The sequence below is a fragment of the Ruegeria sp. AL1 genome, from assembly GCF_056540905.1.
Window position 1 is genome coordinate 1 of sequence record NZ_JBQFXP010000014.1, and the last position, 17,566, is coordinate 17,566.

Annotated in this window: 15 protein-coding genes and 1 pseudogene; 10 read left to right on the plus strand and 6 right to left on the minus strand. The window is 54.7% G+C overall.

Annotated elements, in window-relative coordinates:
* Positions 1 to 554: 554 nt before the first annotated feature.
* Positions 555 to 941, plus strand: coding sequence for a VOC family protein (locus tag ACRZ9X_RS19720; protein WP_480521782.1), 387 nt, complete (start codon positions 555 to 557; stop codon positions 939 to 941).
* 420 nt (positions 942 to 1,361) lie between these two features.
* Here ACRZ9X_RS19720 and ACRZ9X_RS19725 read toward each other — a convergent pair whose 3' ends face one another.
* Positions 1,362 to 1,703 (minus strand): hypothetical protein, encoded by a 342-nt coding sequence (locus ACRZ9X_RS19725; protein WP_480521783.1) that lies wholly within the window; start codon positions 1,701 to 1,703, stop codon positions 1,362 to 1,364.
* A gap of 459 nt (positions 1,704 to 2,162) precedes the next feature.
* Between ACRZ9X_RS19725 and ACRZ9X_RS19730 the strand changes: the two genes are divergently transcribed.
* A complete protein-coding gene (locus tag ACRZ9X_RS19730; protein ID WP_480521784.1) occupies positions 2,163 to 2,339 on the plus strand; it encodes a hypothetical protein in 177 nt (58 codons plus the stop codon).
* Between the two features lie 365 nt (positions 2,340 to 2,704).
* Here the strand turns inward: ACRZ9X_RS19730 and ACRZ9X_RS19735 are convergent.
* Positions 2,705 to 3,414, minus strand: a pseudogene (locus ACRZ9X_RS19735) (IS5 family transposase).
* Positions 3,415 to 4,041: 627 nt separating this feature from the next.
* Between ACRZ9X_RS19735 and ACRZ9X_RS19740 the strand changes: the two are divergent.
* The 8 genes from ACRZ9X_RS19740 to ACRZ9X_RS19775 all read left to right on the plus strand — a co-directional run bounded on the left by ACRZ9X_RS19740 (position 4,042) and on the right by ACRZ9X_RS19775 (position 13,265).
* Positions 4,042 to 5,187: a M24 family metallopeptidase gene (locus ACRZ9X_RS19740; protein WP_480521785.1), complete on the plus strand. Its 1,146-nt coding sequence runs from the start codon at positions 4,042 to 4,044 to the stop codon at positions 5,185 to 5,187.
* Positions 5,184 to 5,897, plus strand: coding sequence for a maleate cis-trans isomerase family protein (locus ACRZ9X_RS19745; protein ID WP_480521786.1), 714 nt, complete (start codon positions 5,184 to 5,186; stop codon positions 5,895 to 5,897). Before ACRZ9X_RS19740 ends, ACRZ9X_RS19745 begins: the two co-directional genes overlap by 4 nt.
* A 133-nt stretch (positions 5,898 to 6,030) precedes the next feature.
* Positions 6,031 to 7,131, plus strand: coding sequence for an ABC transporter ATP-binding protein (locus tag ACRZ9X_RS19750; protein ID WP_480521787.1), 1,101 nt, complete (start codon positions 6,031 to 6,033; stop codon positions 7,129 to 7,131).
* A gap of 102 nt (positions 7,132 to 7,233) precedes the next feature.
* Complete coding sequence (locus tag ACRZ9X_RS19755; RefSeq protein WP_480521788.1) at positions 7,234 to 8,334, plus strand: extracellular solute-binding protein; 1,101 nt, start codon at positions 7,234 to 7,236, stop codon at positions 8,332 to 8,334.
* A 70-nt stretch (positions 8,335 to 8,404) separates the two neighbouring features.
* Positions 8,405 to 9,679, plus strand: coding sequence for an ABC transporter permease (locus ACRZ9X_RS19760; protein ID WP_480521789.1), 1,275 nt, complete (start codon positions 8,405 to 8,407; stop codon positions 9,677 to 9,679).
* A gap of 5 nt (positions 9,680 to 9,684) precedes the next feature.
* The gene (locus tag ACRZ9X_RS19765; RefSeq protein WP_480521790.1) at positions 9,685 to 10,896 is read left to right on the plus strand and encodes an ABC transporter permease; all 1,212 of its coding nucleotides are present in this window, start codon (positions 9,685 to 9,687) and stop codon (positions 10,894 to 10,896) included.
* A 160-nt stretch (positions 10,897 to 11,056) separates the two neighbouring features.
* Complete coding sequence (locus ACRZ9X_RS19770; RefSeq protein ID WP_480521791.1) at positions 11,057 to 12,268, plus strand: aminopeptidase P family protein; 1,212 nt, start codon at positions 11,057 to 11,059, stop codon at positions 12,266 to 12,268.
* A gap of 295 nt (positions 12,269 to 12,563) precedes the next feature.
* Complete coding sequence (locus tag ACRZ9X_RS19775; protein ID WP_480521792.1) at positions 12,564 to 13,265, plus strand: hypothetical protein; 702 nt, start codon at positions 12,564 to 12,566, stop codon at positions 13,263 to 13,265.
* Positions 13,266 to 13,344: 79 nt separating this feature from the next.
* On the opposite strand, the gene ACRZ9X_RS19780 is transcribed toward ACRZ9X_RS19775, so the two are convergent.
* The 4 genes from ACRZ9X_RS19780 to ACRZ9X_RS19795 form a co-directional block, all read right to left on the minus strand.
* Positions 13,345 to 14,271 carry a serine hydrolase domain-containing protein gene (locus ACRZ9X_RS19780; RefSeq protein ID WP_480521793.1) on the minus strand — a complete coding sequence of 309 codons (927 nt, stop codon included), beginning with the start codon at positions 14,269 to 14,271 and terminating at the stop codon, positions 13,345 to 13,347.
* A gap of 17 nt (positions 14,272 to 14,288) precedes the next feature.
* Positions 14,289 to 14,618: a hypothetical protein gene (locus ACRZ9X_RS19785; RefSeq protein ID WP_480521794.1), complete on the minus strand. Its 330-nt coding sequence runs from the start codon at positions 14,616 to 14,618 to the stop codon at positions 14,289 to 14,291.
* Between the two features lie 176 nt (positions 14,619 to 14,794).
* Positions 14,795 to 15,766, minus strand: a complete 972-nt coding sequence (gene speB / locus ACRZ9X_RS19790; RefSeq protein WP_480521795.1) for an agmatinase — start codon at positions 15,764 to 15,766, stop codon at positions 14,795 to 14,797.
* 238 nt (positions 15,767 to 16,004) lie between these two features.
* On the minus strand, positions 16,005 to 17,525 hold the full coding sequence (locus ACRZ9X_RS19795) for a UxaA family hydrolase (protein ID WP_480521796.1): 1,521 nt from the start codon (positions 17,523 to 17,525) through the stop codon (positions 16,005 to 16,007).
* Positions 17,526 to 17,566 lie beyond the last annotated feature (41 nt).

The following is a 17,566-nucleotide window of genomic DNA, read 5'->3' on the forward strand; positions in this document are numbered from 1 at the left end:
AAACACCTTGCGCAGGGGACGTCCATAGATCCACTCCTTGGCGGTTAAGATGCGCCAGAAACCCTCTCTTATCACATCGACTTAAACTGCCCCAGTTGCGCTGACGTCAGACAGAGGCGGTCATACATGGCGGAAACCCTAACTTTGTGTCATACGTCGATACTCAGTATCGACACTATGCACCTGGTGCAGACAACAAATAATTGACGCCGTGTATCGATAAGAAGGTACAGAGTATTGATGAATGCAGAACAAGCACGAATGGCAAGAGCAGCGCTCAAGGTGGGTGTTCGTAAAATAGCGGATATAGCCTGGGTAACCCCGACCACAATTGCTAACTTTGAGAACGGGTCCGATCTAAAGCAATCAACAGTAGAGGCATTGAGGAACATCTATCAGTCACTCGGAGTGCAATTCCTACATGACGGCGCCACATCTAACGGCACTGGTGCTGTATTGGTAAGGATGGGTAACCAGTGAAGATATCCCGCCACCCCAAGCGGGGCACGATAGTCACGGCTTGTTTTGACACAGCAAACTTCTAGGAGCCCATCATGGCATTATTGGCTTTTGACCACGTGAACATTCGCACCACCAACCTGGAGGAAATGGTTAACTGGTACGGTGAAGTTCTTGGCTTGCATCCGGGCAAGCGACCAGATTTCGGTTTCCCGGGCGCTTGGCTCTATTTGAATGTCACTGCAGTGGTGCATTTGGTCGAAGTGAGTGAACAGCCTGAAATTGGTGGAAACCCTTCACTGGAACATTTCGCCTTTCAGGCTGAGGACTTCGACGCTTTTGTTAAGAAACTTGAAGATAAGGGTGTTGCCCACACGATTGATCCCGTACCCGGGACGCCCATTGTGCAGGTCAATTTTCGAGACATCGACGGCAACCACATTCATGTTGATTTCGTAGTTGAAAACGGAGCGGCATCTTAGCTGCACGCAGCAAGTGCATTAGGCCTGACGCCGTGTTGTCACGTGCTGCGTGCAGATATCCTCTTGTTTCAGCCGTATAGCGATGAGCCTCCAACCTAGCCTTTCGGAAACCGCGTTAGTTGCTTTGCGGGGACCATCCTTATGGACAGGGTCCCATTTTCGTTTTCGCAAACATATATCAGGTGAGGCTTTCTTTCAAACCCACCTGCCCGAATAAAATCAATCGCATACTCACCGCCAGACTCAGAGCAAGCAGCCTTCCAATCTGCGATAGCTTGCTCCTCTGTCATTGACCAGCAAAGGCTGGGCACGCAGATTAGCATCAAAGAGAGAAATTTTTCCATAATCGTTACCTTTATTGACACAAAACACCTGGGTGGCTCAGGTCCGCTGGACCGCATAGAAACCGGGAAATGACAGTCAACTTGCCAGTCTTGTCACTGCGTCCGATGCTCGCGCGAGAAATAGTTTGGAAAGCTCATTTTCTGGCCTGGGATTGTTTTTACCTGACGACGAAACCAAAAGCTGTTCAGCTTGGTAAATACAAATCGCGCGCTGGAATATTTTCTCGGCCAAAGGTGATGAATAACAGCCTTGCTCGCAATAATCCAACTCTTGAGAGATTCCCTCAAGAGCTTCTGAGGGAAGGCTTCTTAACACGACACTAAGAGCGGAAGTTAAACCTAAATGCCCCTGATCCAAGCCTTGCTGAAAGGACTCGCTTGACACCGAGCAGGTGGGCACAAAAAACTCATTACTCACTACACGTCACCTTTACACCTGACACACACGCCGAAAACAAGACGACGCAAACCAACTATATTTCTATGTTTCGATGAGGATTGCGGCGAATGCGTGGCCGAAGTTGGAAGGCGGTCAAATTGTTAATAAAATTTACGTGAATTGGCAATTTCAAGGAATAGACTCGGAGGCGAGTAGGATTGGCTCGCGCCCCCAAAGCCCATTCTTGAGAGCCGCCGCACACGGCTAAGAGCCATGCGCGCGTGTGGTACGCAGAAAACCCAGTTTCAACGGGTCTAACCGCGCCAAAACCGCTAAAGCTGCTAAGCGGACCGCCGCCGCGTATTAGTGCGGTTCAGAATTAATATTTTGGTCACGATTAACGCACCATGAATGATACATTTTCAGCTTGTTCAACTTGGTTCAGGCAAACATTGGCCACAAGAATGACATTACTATTTCAAGTTCTAGGTGAGCGCCATGGAGCTATGCAACGGCAACGAACTGAACAACGACCATAACAAGTGGTCAGAGTGGACGATGCGCCCCAAAAAGCGCGAAGCCAAGCTGACTGACTATGCTTCCGGATTCGTCATTGCCTTGGCAACCTTTGTTGTCTGCGGCGCTCCGCAGTATTTGATTACCCTCACGTCCTGATCCTCTAGACATCCCGTCCAATCCCGGTACCCGCACACTTTGTGCCAAACTCCACTTTTTTTGAAAGTGTGAGTCTGAAGGGTCGCACCATCCCCATAATGGCGCGGCCCTTCATTGTATTGAAGAATCATGGCTGCCAGTTCGCCGATTTCGGCAGCATTGTTAACAGAAGGTTAACAGTCCATTTCACAGCCCTTAAACGACCACATGCATTAATGGTCACATGTCGCGCATGCGCCGAAAACAAGTATCCAGAGTTTGGTGAGGATCACGGGATGTTTGACTATGCTTTGACTATAGCAACAGCTTCAATTTGGATCACAGTCGGTTTCATTGCCAGCAGCGCGTTAATCTAGGCTCAGGACTCATAGCCAGTAAATCACGAGGGTAGCCAATGAGATTGCCGAGAGGAAGACCTTTGGGCATCTGTCATAACGGGTTGCAACACGCCGCCAATCCTTGAGCCTTTCGAGCATATTTTCGATACGGTTCCGTCGTTTATATCGGCGCTTGTCATATCGCACGGTCGCCTTGCGTTGCAGTCGACATCTGGCAGGCTGCTCATCAATGCACGTGCGCCTATGTAATCACTGACCTGCCCGGCGGTGACAAACTGGTTCAGCGGACGCCCTCGGCTGTCACAGATCGCGTGCAGCTTTGTGTTCATACCGCCTTTGGTTCGACCCCTCTCGGCAGCACCCTTCGGATGCGCCTGCCGGGCAGTGAATCAGGCGGCCACGTCCCCTTTTTTGACCGCAAGGCTGGACGCCGTGCGATGGGCATTGAGATATGTTGCGTCGATCATGGCCGTCTTTTTCTCACCATGGTCGGCCGCCAATCCCATCAACATCTGCGCAAAGATCCCCTTATCACCCCATTTCTTCCAACGATTGTAGAGTGTCTTATGCGGCCCATATTCTTTGGGTGCGTCTCGTCGCCGTAAGCCATTGCGATTGATAAAGATAATCCCACTCAACACACGCCGATCATCGACGCGCGGATTGCCCTGAGACTTCGGGAAGAAAGGTTCAAGACGTGCCATCTGCGCATCCGTCAGCCAGAAAAGATCAGACATGGTCACCGCTCGGTTTTCAAACCGTGAGTCATGCCGAACCACTGATATCAATGGGTCCTGTGCCTAGGAGGTTGTGGGGTATTTTTTGTGGAGGTATGGATTGTATATCCCGTCCAATACGTCTTGAAAGTAGAGACGCACACAAAATTTGAGGGCAGAGACACACATAATTGCTGGTTATCGGCCTTGCGCAGTTCTTTAAGTCCTTGTAAGTAAAGAGATATACCTTACCGCGCCAAATTGCTCGATATTCGCAACCCGCACCACTCTGATATGTCACCACAAATTGGACTATGTTTGCGCGGTTTAAGCCGTATATCCGGTGTTCGACATTCACACAGACGGCTCAGTGACCTTCGCGCCTTGGCGGTTCGGTGCAGCGTCATTGCCCAACAGCCGACACGTTGTTGCGCGGATCAAGGTTGACACGCTTATGACAATTGGATGACGTCTCTCTAATTTCAATTCCGGAGGGGTCATGCGGATCGCGACCAGATACCCTAGGCGCAGTACGCATCGGGTTTTTGTGCTCGGTTCTTTGCGGGCTGCTAATAAAGGTGCCAACGGGCCGACCACCATGCAAAAAACACGCATGGCCTTCTACGCTCTGGCTCGGGACATCGGCGAATGAGAGGGTTCACGCAAGCAGAGTTTGAGGGCAGGACCCGACGCGCCCAAAAGATGATGGAAAGGGCCGGAATATCCGCCCTGTTACTGACGACAGAACCGGACCTGCGCTATTTCACCGGATATTTGACCCGCTTCTGGGAAAGCCCGACGCGTCCATGGTTTTTGATTGTCCCGCTGGCCGGAAAACCCATTGCCGTAATCCCGTCTATCGGCGCTGCCCTGATGGCACAGACCTGGATTACCGACATCCGGACCTGGGTTGCCCCTGATCTGTGCGACGACGGGGTCTCGCTATTGGATGATACGATACGGGAAAAGACACCTTCTGACGGGGTGATCGGCGTGCCTGATGGCCACGAGACCCACATTCGTATGCCGTTGGCAGATTTGACACGTGTGCGAACGGCACTTGGCGCGCGACGCATCGACAGCGATCAGGGTATTCTGCGGCAATTGAGATTGGTCAAGTCCGAGGCCGAAATCACCAAAATCAAAACCGCGTGCGATATTGCGGGCCGGGCTTTTGCACGCATACCAGAGATTGCGGCCAAAGGAGTCGCTCTGAACGACGTGTTCCGCAAGTTCCAGATTCTATGCCTTGAGGAGGGTGCCGACTGGGTGCCTTATCTGGCCGGTGGCGCCGAGCAGGGTGGATATACGGATGTAATCTCGCCTGCCCGTCCCGAAGCTTTGAGAGCGGGCGATGTCCTGATGCTCGACACCGGTCTGGTCTGGGATGGTTATTTCTGCGATTTCGACCGTAACTGGTCTGTTGGCCCCCCCGCGCCGACCGTGCGCGACGCGCATTCCAGATTGATTGAAGCCTCGGACGCCGCGTTTGAATTCGCCCGCCCCGGAACAACGGCAGCAAATCTGTTCGAGACAATGAATAAGGTTCTGACGGATGGCAACAGCGGAACGGACGCCGGACGCTTAGGTCATGGACTGGGAATGTCATTGACCGAATGGCCTTCTTTGATTCCAACCGATCACACGGAATTGCAGCCGGGAATGGTACTGACCCTCGAGCCGGGAATTGAAGTGAACGGAAAGATCATGGTGCATGAAGAGAATATCGTGATCACAGAAACCACCCCTCAATATCTCAGCCCGCGTTCTGAATCGGAGATTCCTCAAATATGACCCTGATGTCTTATCGTCTGGACGAAGATGACACGCACCCCAATCCCATGGGGCTGATCGTATTGCAGGCTGACGAAACCATTGAACCCGAATTCCGAACCTGGTTCGGCGATGGTTCGGACCCGCTCTATGTCACACGGATACCCAGCGGCGCGAATGTCACGACCGACAGTTTGTCCCGGATGGAGAAAGACTTGCCCCGGGCGGCAGACCTGCTGCCCAAGTCCCAACCTTACCGGGTTGTAGGATATGCCTGCACATCGGCGAGCTCTGTCATCGGTTCGGACCGGGTTGAAGAAATGGTCAAGAAAACCTGCAATGTGCAAACAGTAACAAACCCGTTGCGCGCGGCTGTCGCCTGTGCAGCCGATCTGGGGGTGTCGCGGTTTGCGCTGTTGTCACCTTATGTGGAAGAGGTCAACACACCCCTGCGTGAAGCCTTTGCCCGGCAGGGTATTTCCATGGATATCTTTGGTACATTCGGAGAATCTGAAGAATCCAAAGTCGCCCGCATCACCCCCCAATCAGTTCTCGAAGCCGCCGTCGCGCTGGGATCGGATCCTTCAGTTGAAGCTGTTTTCCTGAGTTGCACAAACCTCAGGACTGCAGCAATCCTTGCGAAGGTCGAGGCGCTGCTGGGCAAACCTGTCTTGTCAAGCAACCAAAGCCTTGCCTGGCACATGACACATCTTAACACGCTAAAAGATTAGCAGAAAATCATTTCGTTACCGGTAACCGAACAATTCCGTCTTGCCAGTTCCGCATTGCTGCGTCTTTAATGCAGGCCATGATCAATGAAATCCGGACCAAACCGGATCATAAATTGACGCAACAGGGGGTCTTGTGACCGACACGAATAATGATGCCGCGTTTGTTGAATTTCAACGCGTCCAAAAGTCTTATGATGGCGAGAACCTCGTTGTAAAAGACTTGAACCTGGCGATGCCAAAAGGCGAATTCCTGACCATGCTGGGGCCGTCCGGATCGGGCAAGACGACCTGCTTGATGATGCTGGCCGGTTTTGAAACTGCCACCCATGGTGAAATTCTGCTGGATGGAAGCCCCATCAACAACATCCCTCCGCACAAACGCGGTATTGGGATGGTGTTTCAGAACTACGCCCTGTTCCCGCATATGACCGTGGCCGAAAATCTCTCGTTCCCGCTGGAAGTTCGGAAAATGGACAAATCCACGCGCGAGGCAAAGGTCAAGCGCGCGCTGGACATGGTGCAGATGGGCATGTTTGGCGGCCGTCGTCCTGCACAGCTTTCCGGGGGGCAGCAACAGCGGATCGCGCTGGCCCGCGCACTGGTTTTCGAGCCCGAGCTGGTCCTGATGGACGAGCCTCTGGGCGCGTTGGACAAGCAATTGCGCGAACATATGCAGTTTGAAATCACCCGTCTGGCGCATGAGTTGGGCATCACCACAGTCTACGTAACCCATGACCAGACCGAAGCGCTGACCATGTCCGACCGCGTTGCGGTGTTCGACGATGGACGCATTCAGCAACTGGCCCCGCCGGATCAGCTTTATGAAGAGCCCGAAAACAGCTTCGTCGCGCAGTTCATTGGCGAAAACAACACGCTGGAAGGTGTGGTGAAATCCATCGATGGTGACACATGCCTCGTTCAGCTGGACGACGGCTCGGAAATCGACGCAGTGCCGATCAACGTGCATAATGCGGGCGATCGCACAAAGGTTTCGATCCGGCCCGAACGCGTTGAATTCAACAAGGATCGGCTGCATGCTGACGCGCATACGCTGAAAGCGACGGTCAAGGAATTCATCTATATGGGTGACGTGTTCCGCTTCCGCATGTCGGTGGCCGGCAATGACGAATTCATTGTCAAGACACGAAACGCCCCCGATGCCATCCGTCTGAAACCCGGCCAAGAGATCGAGATCGGCTGGCTCGCACAGGATTGTCGTGCGCTGGACGCATAGACCAAGCCGCGCAGGACAGATGCGGCTTCACTGAGGGACCGGCTGGCGAAAACCCGTGCGTCAGCTGACCATACAACAAACGGGAAGTACTGGGAGTAACACATGAAACCAACCAAAACACTGCTGACCGCAGCGGCCCTTGCGACGGCTGCTGGCGGCGTTTCCGCCGAAGAGATGACACTCGTGTCCTGGGGTGGAGCCTATCAGAAATCACAATCCAAGGCGTATGCTGAACCATTTATGGAGATGAATCCTGGCGTGACCATCGTCTGGGACGAAAGCTCGCCGGAAGCGGTCGCAAAACTGCGTGCGATGAATGAGGCTGGCAACATCACATGGGATCTGGTGGACGTCGTTGCGGCGGATGCAATCCGTCTGTGTGACGAAGGTCTCGCGATGGAAATTGATCCCAACGAGCTGCTTGCCGCAGCGCCCGACGGAACATCGGCAGAAGATGATTTTGGCGACTTGCTGGTCAGTGATTGCTTTATCCCCCAGATCGTCTACTCGACAACGGCAGCCTATCGCCCCGATTTGCTGCCATCTGGTGCCTCTGCCCCTGACTCGATCTGTGCAATGTTCGACCTTGAAGCCTACCCCGGCAAACGTGCTCTGGAGAAGCGCCCGATCAACAACATGGAATGGGCGTTGCTCTGCGACGGTGTTGCCAAGGATGATGTCTACGATGTGTTGGCAACAGAGGAAGGGCAGCAACAGGCGCTCGATAAGCTGGGCTCGATCAAAGATCAGGTTGTCTGGTGGGGCGCTGCGGCGGAACCTCCTCAGCTCCTGGCCGATGGTGAGGTTGTAATGGGCACGTCCTACAATGGCCGCTGGTTCTCGGCGATCGAAGAACAGGACCAGCCGTTTGCGATGCTGTGGGATGCACAGGTGTTCGATCTGGACGGCTGGATCATTCCGGCTGGGCTGAGTGAAGATCGCCTCGCCAAGGTCAAGGAATTCGTAAAGTTCGCTACGGATACGCAACGTCTGGCGGATCAAGCCGCTTACATTTCGTACGGCCCGGCCCGTGCTTCGTCGGCTCCGCTGGTCGGTCAGCATGCCGAACTGGGCATCGACATGGCGCCGCATATGCCGACCGATCCGGAAAACGCCAAGAACACGTTCCTGTATAACTACGAGTTCTGGGCCGACTACCGCGACGACATCGACGCTAAATTCCAGGCGTGGCTGGCGCAATAAACGTCTGATTTCATGATACAGTCGGGGGCGGTGCGCCGCCCTCGGACCAAAGAAAACCCAAGGGGCACCGATGACTGACGCAAGCCAAAACGCCGGACCTATGTTGGCCGCGGACGGAACGCCGCTCAAGCAATCGCTGGCACGTTCATTACGGCGGCAAAAGCTGCGCGCGCTGATGCTGGTGGCCCCACTGCTGCTGTTTGTCCTGTTCTCGTTCATCGTTCCGATTGCTTCGATGCTGTTCCGGTCGGTGGAAAACAGCATTGTGCAGGAAACCCTACCCCTGACGGTCGAAGCCCTGCAAAACTGGGATGAAACCAGCGGCGAGCTGCCGGATGAGGCGGTTTATGACGCCTTTGTCCGCGACATGGTTGTGGCGGTCGACAACAAGACACATACCCGACTAGGCTCGCGCCTGAACTACGAAGAGACAGGCATGTCCTCGATGTTCCGCCGCTCGGGTCGGAAAATGGGCAAGCTGGACCCCGAAACCGATGGACCGTTCAAAGATCAGGTCATCGAAATCCACGAGGGTTGGGGCGAGCCGCAGACTTGGGCGGTGATCAAGACGCACTCTCCTGCCGTCACCAATGGTTACTTCCTGAACGCGGTTGATATGCGCCGCACGCCCGAAGGCGCGCAATCGCAGCCCGAGGACAAGCAGATCCTGATCAAGCTGTTCGGGCGTACGCTGTTCATGTCGCTGGTGATTACCGGGGCCTGTATCCTGTTGGCCTATCCGGTGAGTTATCTGCTTGCGACGCTGCCGATGCGGGTGTCGAACCTGTTGATGATCCTTGTCTTGTTGCCCTTCTGGACCTCGCTTCTGGTGCGGACCTCGGCATGGAAGGTGATGTTGCAACAACAGGGGGTGATCAACGAAACGCTGGTCTGGCTGGGGCTGGTGGCCGATGACGCGAGACTGGTGATCATCAACAACCAGATTGGCACAATCACGGCGATGACCCATATCCTGCTGCCGTTCATGATCCTGCCGATGTATTCGGTGATGCAGACCATACCCGAATCCTACACCCGTGCCGCTAAATCCATGGGCGCGACGAACTGGACGACCTTCTGGCGCATCTATTTCCCGCAATCCATCCCGGGCATCGGCGCGGGCTCGATCCTCGTGTTCATTCTGGCGATCGGCTACTACATCACGCCGGAAATCGTCGGCGGCACCAAGGGCGTCTTCATCTCGAACCGGATCGCCTACCACATCTCGTCCTCACTGAACTGGGGGCTGGCGGCTGCGCTGGGTACGATCCTGCTGGGCGTCGTGCTGTTGCTCTACTGGTGTTACGACAAGATCGTCGGCATTGATAACGTGAAGCTGGGATAATCGACATGGCCGCACTTACTCCGATATCCCGCAAACCTCTGTCGATGGTCCTGCCCAGCGTTGCGCTGGCAGGGGCCTTTGCCGGTATTTTCGTCGGCGCAGGCAACGGCTCGATCCTTCTGGGCATCATCGCCGGGGCCGCCCTGATCGCCGCGCTGGCATGGGTCTACATCACCGTCCTCAAAAACGAGACGCTGGCCCGCTGGATCACCATCCTTGGCTTTGGCATCTTGGGCTTCTTGGCGTCCGGCCCGATGGGCGGCGTTCTGGGCCTGCTGGGCGGCTGGTTCTTTTCGTGGTTCATCTATTGGCTGTACGAAGGCCGTTATCGCCGCAAACTGCTGCCCTATCTGACGCCGAAGCAGGTTTTCTATCACTACCTGTTCCGGGTCATCTGCGGCGCGATCTTTGTCTTCCTGATCACCCCGATCCTTGTGGTGCTGCCGCTGTCGTTCAACGCGCAGGACTTCTTTACCTTCACGCCGGAAATGCTGCGTCTCGACCCAGAGGGGTACTCGCTGAAGCATTATCGCGATTTCTTCACCAACAATGAATGGCAGCGCAGCTTCAAGAACTCGCTGATCATCGCCCCGATTGCGACGGTGATCTCGGTCTCGCTGGGCACGCTGGCGGCCATCGGCCTGAGCCAGAGCCATGTGCCCGGTCGCCGTGCCATCATGGGCATCCTCATCTCGCCCATGATCGTGCCGCTGATCATCTCGGCGACCGGCATGTTCTTTTTCTACAGCGACATCGGCCGCTTTTTGGAGGGCACGCTGGGCATGAACAAGAACTTCGTGGGCTATGTGAAAGTGATCCTCGCCCACGCTGTTCTGGGCATTCCCTTTGTCATCATCACCGTGACAGCAACGCTGGTGGGCTTTGACCGCTCGCTGACGCGGGCGGCGGCGAATATGGGTGCGGGTCCGGTGCGGACGTTTTTTTCAATCCAGATGCCGCTGATCCTGCCGGGCGTGATCTCGGGTGGCCTCTTTGCCTTCATCACCTCATTCGACGAGGTGGTCGTGGTACTGTTTGTCGGCTCGGCCAGCCAAAAGACCCTGCCGTGGCAGATGTTCACCGGCCTGCGCGAACAGATCAGCCCGACCATCCTGGCGGTGGCGACGATCCTTGTGGTGATCTCGATCGCGCTGCTGACCACGGTCGAATTGCTGCGCCGCCGGTCCGAGCGTCTGCGGGGGCTTTCCCCCGCTTGACGCAAGCGCAGGCCTGATCTAACGATTTAACCGTTCATCCCAGCCGCGATGGCGTCGCGGACGCACTGGAATGATCGGCTCTCGGACCCCGAGACCGCCTGTCCTGAACGCCGGGACAAGTGGCCGGGTTTGCCGCCCGGCATAGATGAGAGACCAGACCATGACAAATCGCCCCGAATTCTTCACCTGCCACAATGGCGACAAGGCTCCTCTGCCGTTCAGCAAAGGCGAATACGACCGCCGTCTGGGCAAACTGCGCGCCATCATGGCAGCGCGGGATATTCCGGTGGTCCTGCTGACCTCGATGCAGAACATCGCCTATTACTCGGGCTTTCTTTATTGCGCTTTTGGCCGACCCTATGGCTGCGTGGTCACGCAGGACGCCTGCACGACCGTTTCAGCCAATATCGACGCAGGTCAGCCGTGGCGCCGTTCGGTCGAGGACAACGTGATCTATACCGATTGGAAGCGCGACAATTACTGGCGCGCAGTGGCCAGCTTGATTGGCAGCGCGAAACGGATCGGGATTGAAAGCGACCACCTGACTCTGGCCGCGCGGGACACCGCTTTGGCGATGCTGGGCCAGCCTGAACTGGTCGACATCGCGCCCGACACCATGGCTGCCCGGATGGTGAAATCCGCCGAAGAGATCGAGCTGATCAAAGGCGGTGCTCGCACCGCTGATGTCGGCGGGGCTGCCATCCACGCCGCCATCCGCGAAGGCGCAACCGAGATCGAGATCGCCATGGCAGGCCGCGACGCGATGGAGGCTGAGATTGCTCGCGCCTACCCAGATGCCGAATACCGTGACACATGGGTCTGGTTCCAGTCCGGCCTCAACACCGATGGCGCGCATAACCCGGTCACCAAACGCGCGCTGCAAAAGGGCGATATCCTGTCGCTGAACACTTTCCCGATGATCTCGGGCTATTACACCGCTCTGGAACGGACCCTGTTTCTGGGCGAGCCTGACGCCGAAAGCCTGCGCATCTGGAAGGCCAACGTCGCCGCCCACGAACTGGGCCTGAGCCTGATCAAACCCGGCGCGACCTGTTCCGGCATCACCGCCGAGATCAACCGGTTCTTTGAAGATGAGGGCCTGCTGCAGTACCGGTCCTTCGGCTATGGCCACTCCTTCGGCGTTCTCAGCCACTATTACGGGCGCGAGGCCGGTCTGGAACTGCGCGAGGATATCGACACGGTTCTGGAACCCGGCATGGTCGTGTCCATCGAACCGATGCTGTGGATCCCCGAAGGTCAACCCGGAGCCGGAGGCTACCGTGAGCATGACATTCTGGTGGTCGAAGAAGATGGGGCCGAGAATATCACCGGCTTCCCTTACGGTCCCGGCCACAACATCATCGGGGCGTAAGAGAACACGTAGGGATCAAGATCAGCCTTTTGCAGAAAGTCGAGCAGGCATAAGAAACAGGGCTCGGAGCGCATTGTCCGCTTCGAGCCCAAGTTGCAGAATGCTACGCCGTGCATCAATGCCGGAAGTGCAGACTATAGCTGCTGTTGATTTTTCAATACCATTGGCAATCTAACGATCAAGTCGCAGCGTTCTGTGAGAAAGCCACCACTACACCATCTTCACTTTTTGGGTTGTGCTTTCGATCACAACGGGTGTCTCATACAAATTGTAATGTGATCATTGGATCTTAGCCGTGTTCGACGCATCGACATACCTCGCGATAACATCGATCGCAGTCATCGGCACTGTTCACGTCTTCTGCGTGTCTTTTTACCGGAGATTCCCTGCCCTAGCAGCCTGGCTTTCTGATTTTTCATCCGGGATCGGACTTGGCTATGCCTTCCTTTTCTTACTGCCAAAAATCGGTGAATTGTCGGCCGATTTGGCTGCAAATGGGAAATGGGAAAACTCGCTGTTCGGTTATTCGCTCCTAGGATTTCTCATTTACTACTTGCTGGAAGCCAGTCGCTACACGGGGGCCGATAACAGGTTGTCGCTTGGCTTGGACACAGTCGCGCTCGGAACCTATAATTGCCTGCTTGCCATTACCGTCATGCAAACAACGGGAACATCGCCTGAGCTCTACGCGATTGGAACGTTGGCCTATTCCTTGCATTTGTTTGGGGTGAATATCTTTCTCTATAAGACCCACCCCGGACACATGTCTGGATGGCTACGCGCATACTTTGTCGCGTCGCTTGCAGTCGGCATATTGATCGGTCTCAACGCAGACAAAAGTAGCATGATCTATTCAATTGCGACTGGGTTAACAGGGGGCGTGATCATAGCCCTGTCTCTTCGGTTTAAACTACCCAGCCTTTCGGCCGTGAATACAAAAGCTCTGTTGATTGGTGTGGTGTTTGCTGCGGTCGCAGTCGAGGTCACCCGGTACTAACCCGACGACACTGTTAAGTCTTTTCGTAGTATAAGCCGAGCCATTTGGCTCAGCTTACAAAATTAAGGTAATCTGAAATTCATTTGCTCAAAGTCTCTGCAATGCCTTTCATCGCAACCATACAGTCCAGGTACATAGGTGTATTTTGAACGTCTGGCTGGCTTGATAGCTTCACCATAACGACATTGGCTTTCTGGTTCACATACATTAGCTGCCCATAGACACCAATGCCGTAGAACGCACCATTTTCTCTATCTTTGACCCAGACTTGGTTACGGTAGTGGAATCCTTCAAACACCTCTGCATATGCGCTTTTCTCATAAGCTGCGATGACGTCATCATTTGCTTGAATCGTGTCAGCTATCCAATCTGGAGGAATAACCTGAGAGTCGTTAACCTTACCGTTGTCCAGCATCATTATGCCAAATCGCAATAGGTCACGAGAGCTGGTAAATAACCCACCACTCGTTTGCACAATCCTTTTGGGCCCTAGTTCGCTATATGCAGGGTCCTGAGCACCGATATCCTGCCACAGCTCGGCAAGTACATCCAGATAGCTCTCGCCACTTGCCGACTCGATAACCATACCCAGCAGTGCAGATAGAACCGAACGGTAATTATATACCTCACCGTCCTCTACCAATGTCTCGCGATCACTCAGAGAGATCATGTACTCTTTGACGCCAGACTCTGTATCACAAACTTCTACTTTTTCTGAGAGGTCCTGACCAAACGCACAGAACAGATCACCGGCATCGTCTAAGTAGCCGCTAGAAGCATCTTTCCAATCAACAGCAGCGGTCATATCAAGGAGATGTCTAACCGTTGTATTTTTGAATGCTGGGCCTTCCAACTCTGGCAGGTATTCGGTGATCAGCTTCTTAGGATCTAATTCTCCCGCCTCAACTGCCAGCCCTGCGGCCATGCCCAACACTGTCTTGGTGATCGAGTGAATGCGGTGAGGCGTATCAGCTCTCATGCCATTGAAGTACTTTTCAGCGACCAATTTGCCATCGTGATAAATCAAAAAGCTATCGGTATGCGTTTGATGCAACCAATCGTTGATGTTCTGTTCTTCATTATTGCTAGCTGTGAAAACAAAAGTCTCAAGCTCAGTTGGGTATGCCGTTTTTCCAGAGTACGTACCCAATCTGACGGTGGAACTCGTGCCAATTCGCCAAAAACATTTGTGCCTTCAAATATCCAAGGGCTTCTATCCACAGACTCAACGGTTTCATCCCAGAAATAACCAGCCTCTGCGCTTGCTGGTTTTGTAGAAGCAGTAAATACCGAACCGGAGGCCAAAAGAGCGATAGCGGAAATCACTAACAGCTTGTTTGCATTACTTTTCATTTTGGGAATCTCCTTAGAGCAATGGAAGCACTACACAGTCTCTCTATAATTCAACTCCGGTGTCCAGTCACGTCGAGCAATCGTCGCTTGGTCCCGCGTTGCGGACATCTATCAACAAAAAAAAAATCGCCCAAGCTGCATCACGAATTGCGAAAGGCCGTTGCGACAGCCCGCCTTTATCGTTTGGCGCGTTCGTGAAAGATGAACCCCAGAAAGTTCAGCAACAGCTGCGCCGCCAGAATCTGGGTGCTTTCGGTCGGGTCATAGGCCGGGGCCACTTCGACCAGATCGATACCCACAACGTCCCCGCGTTTGGCCAAGCCCTGTAGGATCTCAAGCACGTCGTAGTAGAGAAACCCGCCATGGCTGGGCGTTCCAGTGCCCGCTGCTATCGACGGACAAAACGCGTCGATATCTATCGTCACATAATACCGCGCACCTTGCGGGATACGCGCCAGTACCCCTTCGGTCCCCAGCGTGCGCACCTGCCGCACCGACAGGATATCCGACCCGCGCCGGCGGGCATCTTCGTACCCTTCTTTCGCAGTCGATGAGACATTTCGAATACCCAGCTGCGTCATGCCCGAGACATAATCTTTCTCGATCGCCCGTCTCATCGGGTTGCCATGCCCGGCAGTCACGCCGTGGCGCTCATCGACGAAATCCAGATGCGCATCTATTTGCACCACATGGATCGGCCCGTTCTGCGCACAATCCTCGGCAAAGGCGTTGATGCAGGGGATGTTGATCGAATGATCTCCACCAATGGTCACGGGCAGTGCCCCCGCTTGCAGGATTTTACCTACACCATACGCAATGTTGGCATGGCTCTCTTCGGTCTTGGTGTGGATGATATCAGCATCACCCAGATCGATCATCCGCACCGAACCATGCAGATAGGTCGTGTCATCCTCGTGATCATAGGCTCCGGCATGGCCAAAACTGAACAGGGTCGAGGCCTCGCGTACCGCCCGCGGTCCGAACCGCGCACCTGGTCGCCACTGGGTGCCGAAATCAAACGGTGCGCCGAGAACGGCGATATCGGCATCAATACTGTCCCAATCTGCAAGGTATGGAGATTTGGCGAAGGTGGAAATGCCAACAAAGGGCAGATTCAGCCGCCCGGCCTTATACCCGTGATCCTGCAAAATGCTAATCTCCTGTTCACCCGATCAACCACGGCCAATACAATCCGTGTGGCGCCATCTTTGACACGCAAACCAGCCATGTCGAGAGGGGGCGTGTGGCCTGTTGAGACAATCTTATCCTGGGTGGGCGGACAAAACTCCTTCAACGCCACTCTGCCTGCACCAGCGCGCCACGCATCCAGTATATAAGGTAACTATGGCCAAATTCCGCCGCTGCAGTAGGACCTAAGGTGTACGATTACATAACCGCGCCGATTTGCCAGGGAACAAATTCAACCCCGCCAAAGCCAAGCGCTTCGCTTTTGGTTTTCTCGCCCGAGGCCACGCGGATCAGTATCTCGAACAATTCCTCGCCCTTGGCTTCGATACTGATCCCGTCAGTGACAATGTCGCCGCAATTCAGGTCCATGTCGTCGGCCATGCGCGCATACATCTCGGAATTTGTCGCTAGCTTTATGCAAGGCGTCGGCTGATAACCGGAAACGGACCCGCGCCCGGTGGTGAATACAATCAGGTTCGATCCCGAAGCCACCTGTCCCGTCACCGAGCATGGGTCAAACCCCGGACTGTCCATAAAGACAAAGCCTTTCTTGTCGACGATCTCGCCAAATTTATAAACGTCGCGCATCGGAGCAGTTCCACCCTTGGCAACCGCACCCAGCGATTTCTCGAGAATGGTCGTTAACCCGCCACGTTTATTGCCCGGGCTCGGGTTGTTGTCCATCTCGCCGCCATTGCGTTCGGTATAGTTTTCCCACCAGTGGATACGGTCGATGAGTTTTTTGCCCACATCAACGGTTTCCGCCCTGCGGGTCAGCAAATGTTCCGCACCATAAACCTCGGAGGTTTCGGACAGGATCGTCGTGCCGCCATGACGCACCAGCAAATCCGAGGCATAGCCCAAAGCCGGATTCGCGGTGATGCCGGAATACCCGTCCGAGCCGCCGCATTGCATGCCAACCGTGATTTCGCTGATCGGTGCGGGCTCTCGTTTCACGGCATTCGCCAACTCGGCGATCCCGCGAATTTCAGCCAGACCACGCTCGATGGTTTTGCGCGTACCGCCTTCATTCTGAATGGTCATGTAGCGCAGCACCCCGTCTGAACGAATGGGACGCCCTCCCACAAGATCGGCAACCTGCATCACCTCACAGCCAAGACCAATAAGCAAAATTCCAGCAAAGTTCGGATGCTGGGCGTAGCCCGCCAAAGTCCGGAACAATGTGGCATAGCCTTCGTCCTTGCCCGACATCCCGCAGCCTGTACCGTGCACTATTGGCACAACGCCGTCGACATTGGGGAAGTCATCCAGCAAACCGCTCTTTTCGGCGGCCTCAGAAATAAAACGCGCGACAGAACCCGAACAATTGACAGTTGTCAGAATGCCAACGTAGTTGCGGGTTCCGACCTTCCCGTCGGCCCGGTGAAATCCCTGAAAGGTTCGTTGTTGGGCAATTTCGGGCAGTGGTTTGTTTGCGCTTGCGTGGGCATAGTCCTGCTGATGCGCTCCCATGCCCAGATTATGGACGTGAACATGCTCGCTCGGCGCGATATCGGATTTTGCCTGCCCTATGATCTGGCCATATCGGATAACATTCTGACCCGCCGCGATCGGGGCAACGGCGATTTTGTGTCCGCGCGAGATTGCGCTTTGTAAACGCTCGGGCACACCGGATGGTTTTTCCCCTGCCGACAAATCACGCAGCGCAATGACAACATTGTCGTCCGGGTTCAATCGAACAACATCCCGGGTCGGCATCTCTGCGGCCCTAGTTCCCTGATCTGTTTGCATCTCATTCC

Coding starts and splice junctions, on each gene's coding strand:
- ACRZ9X_RS19795 (WP_480521796.1), bottom strand. CDS start 17,525: ATGCCGACCCGGGATGTTGTTCGATTGAACCCGGACGACAATGTTGTC.
- ACRZ9X_RS19740 (WP_480521785.1), top strand. CDS start 4,042: ATGAGAGGGTTCACGCAAGCAGAGTTTGAGGGCAGGACCCGACGCGCC.
- ACRZ9X_RS19785 (WP_480521794.1), bottom strand. CDS start 14,618: ATGAAAAGTAATGCAAACAAGCTGTTAGTGATTTCCGCTATCGCTCTT.
- ACRZ9X_RS19720 (WP_480521782.1), top strand. CDS start 555: ATGGCATTATTGGCTTTTGACCACGTGAACATTCGCACCACCAACCTG.
- ACRZ9X_RS19765 (WP_480521790.1), top strand. CDS start 9,685: ATGGCCGCACTTACTCCGATATCCCGCAAACCTCTGTCGATGGTCCTG.
- ACRZ9X_RS19770 (WP_480521791.1), top strand. CDS start 11,057: ATGACAAATCGCCCCGAATTCTTCACCTGCCACAATGGCGACAAGGCT.
- ACRZ9X_RS19760 (WP_480521789.1), top strand. CDS start 8,405: ATGACTGACGCAAGCCAAAACGCCGGACCTATGTTGGCCGCGGACGGA.
- ACRZ9X_RS19755 (WP_480521788.1), top strand. CDS start 7,234: ATGAAACCAACCAAAACACTGCTGACCGCAGCGGCCCTTGCGACGGCT.
- ACRZ9X_RS19745 (WP_480521786.1), top strand. CDS start 5,184: ATGACCCTGATGTCTTATCGTCTGGACGAAGATGACACGCACCCCAAT.
- ACRZ9X_RS19730 (WP_480521784.1), top strand. CDS start 2,163: ATGGAGCTATGCAACGGCAACGAACTGAACAACGACCATAACAAGTGG.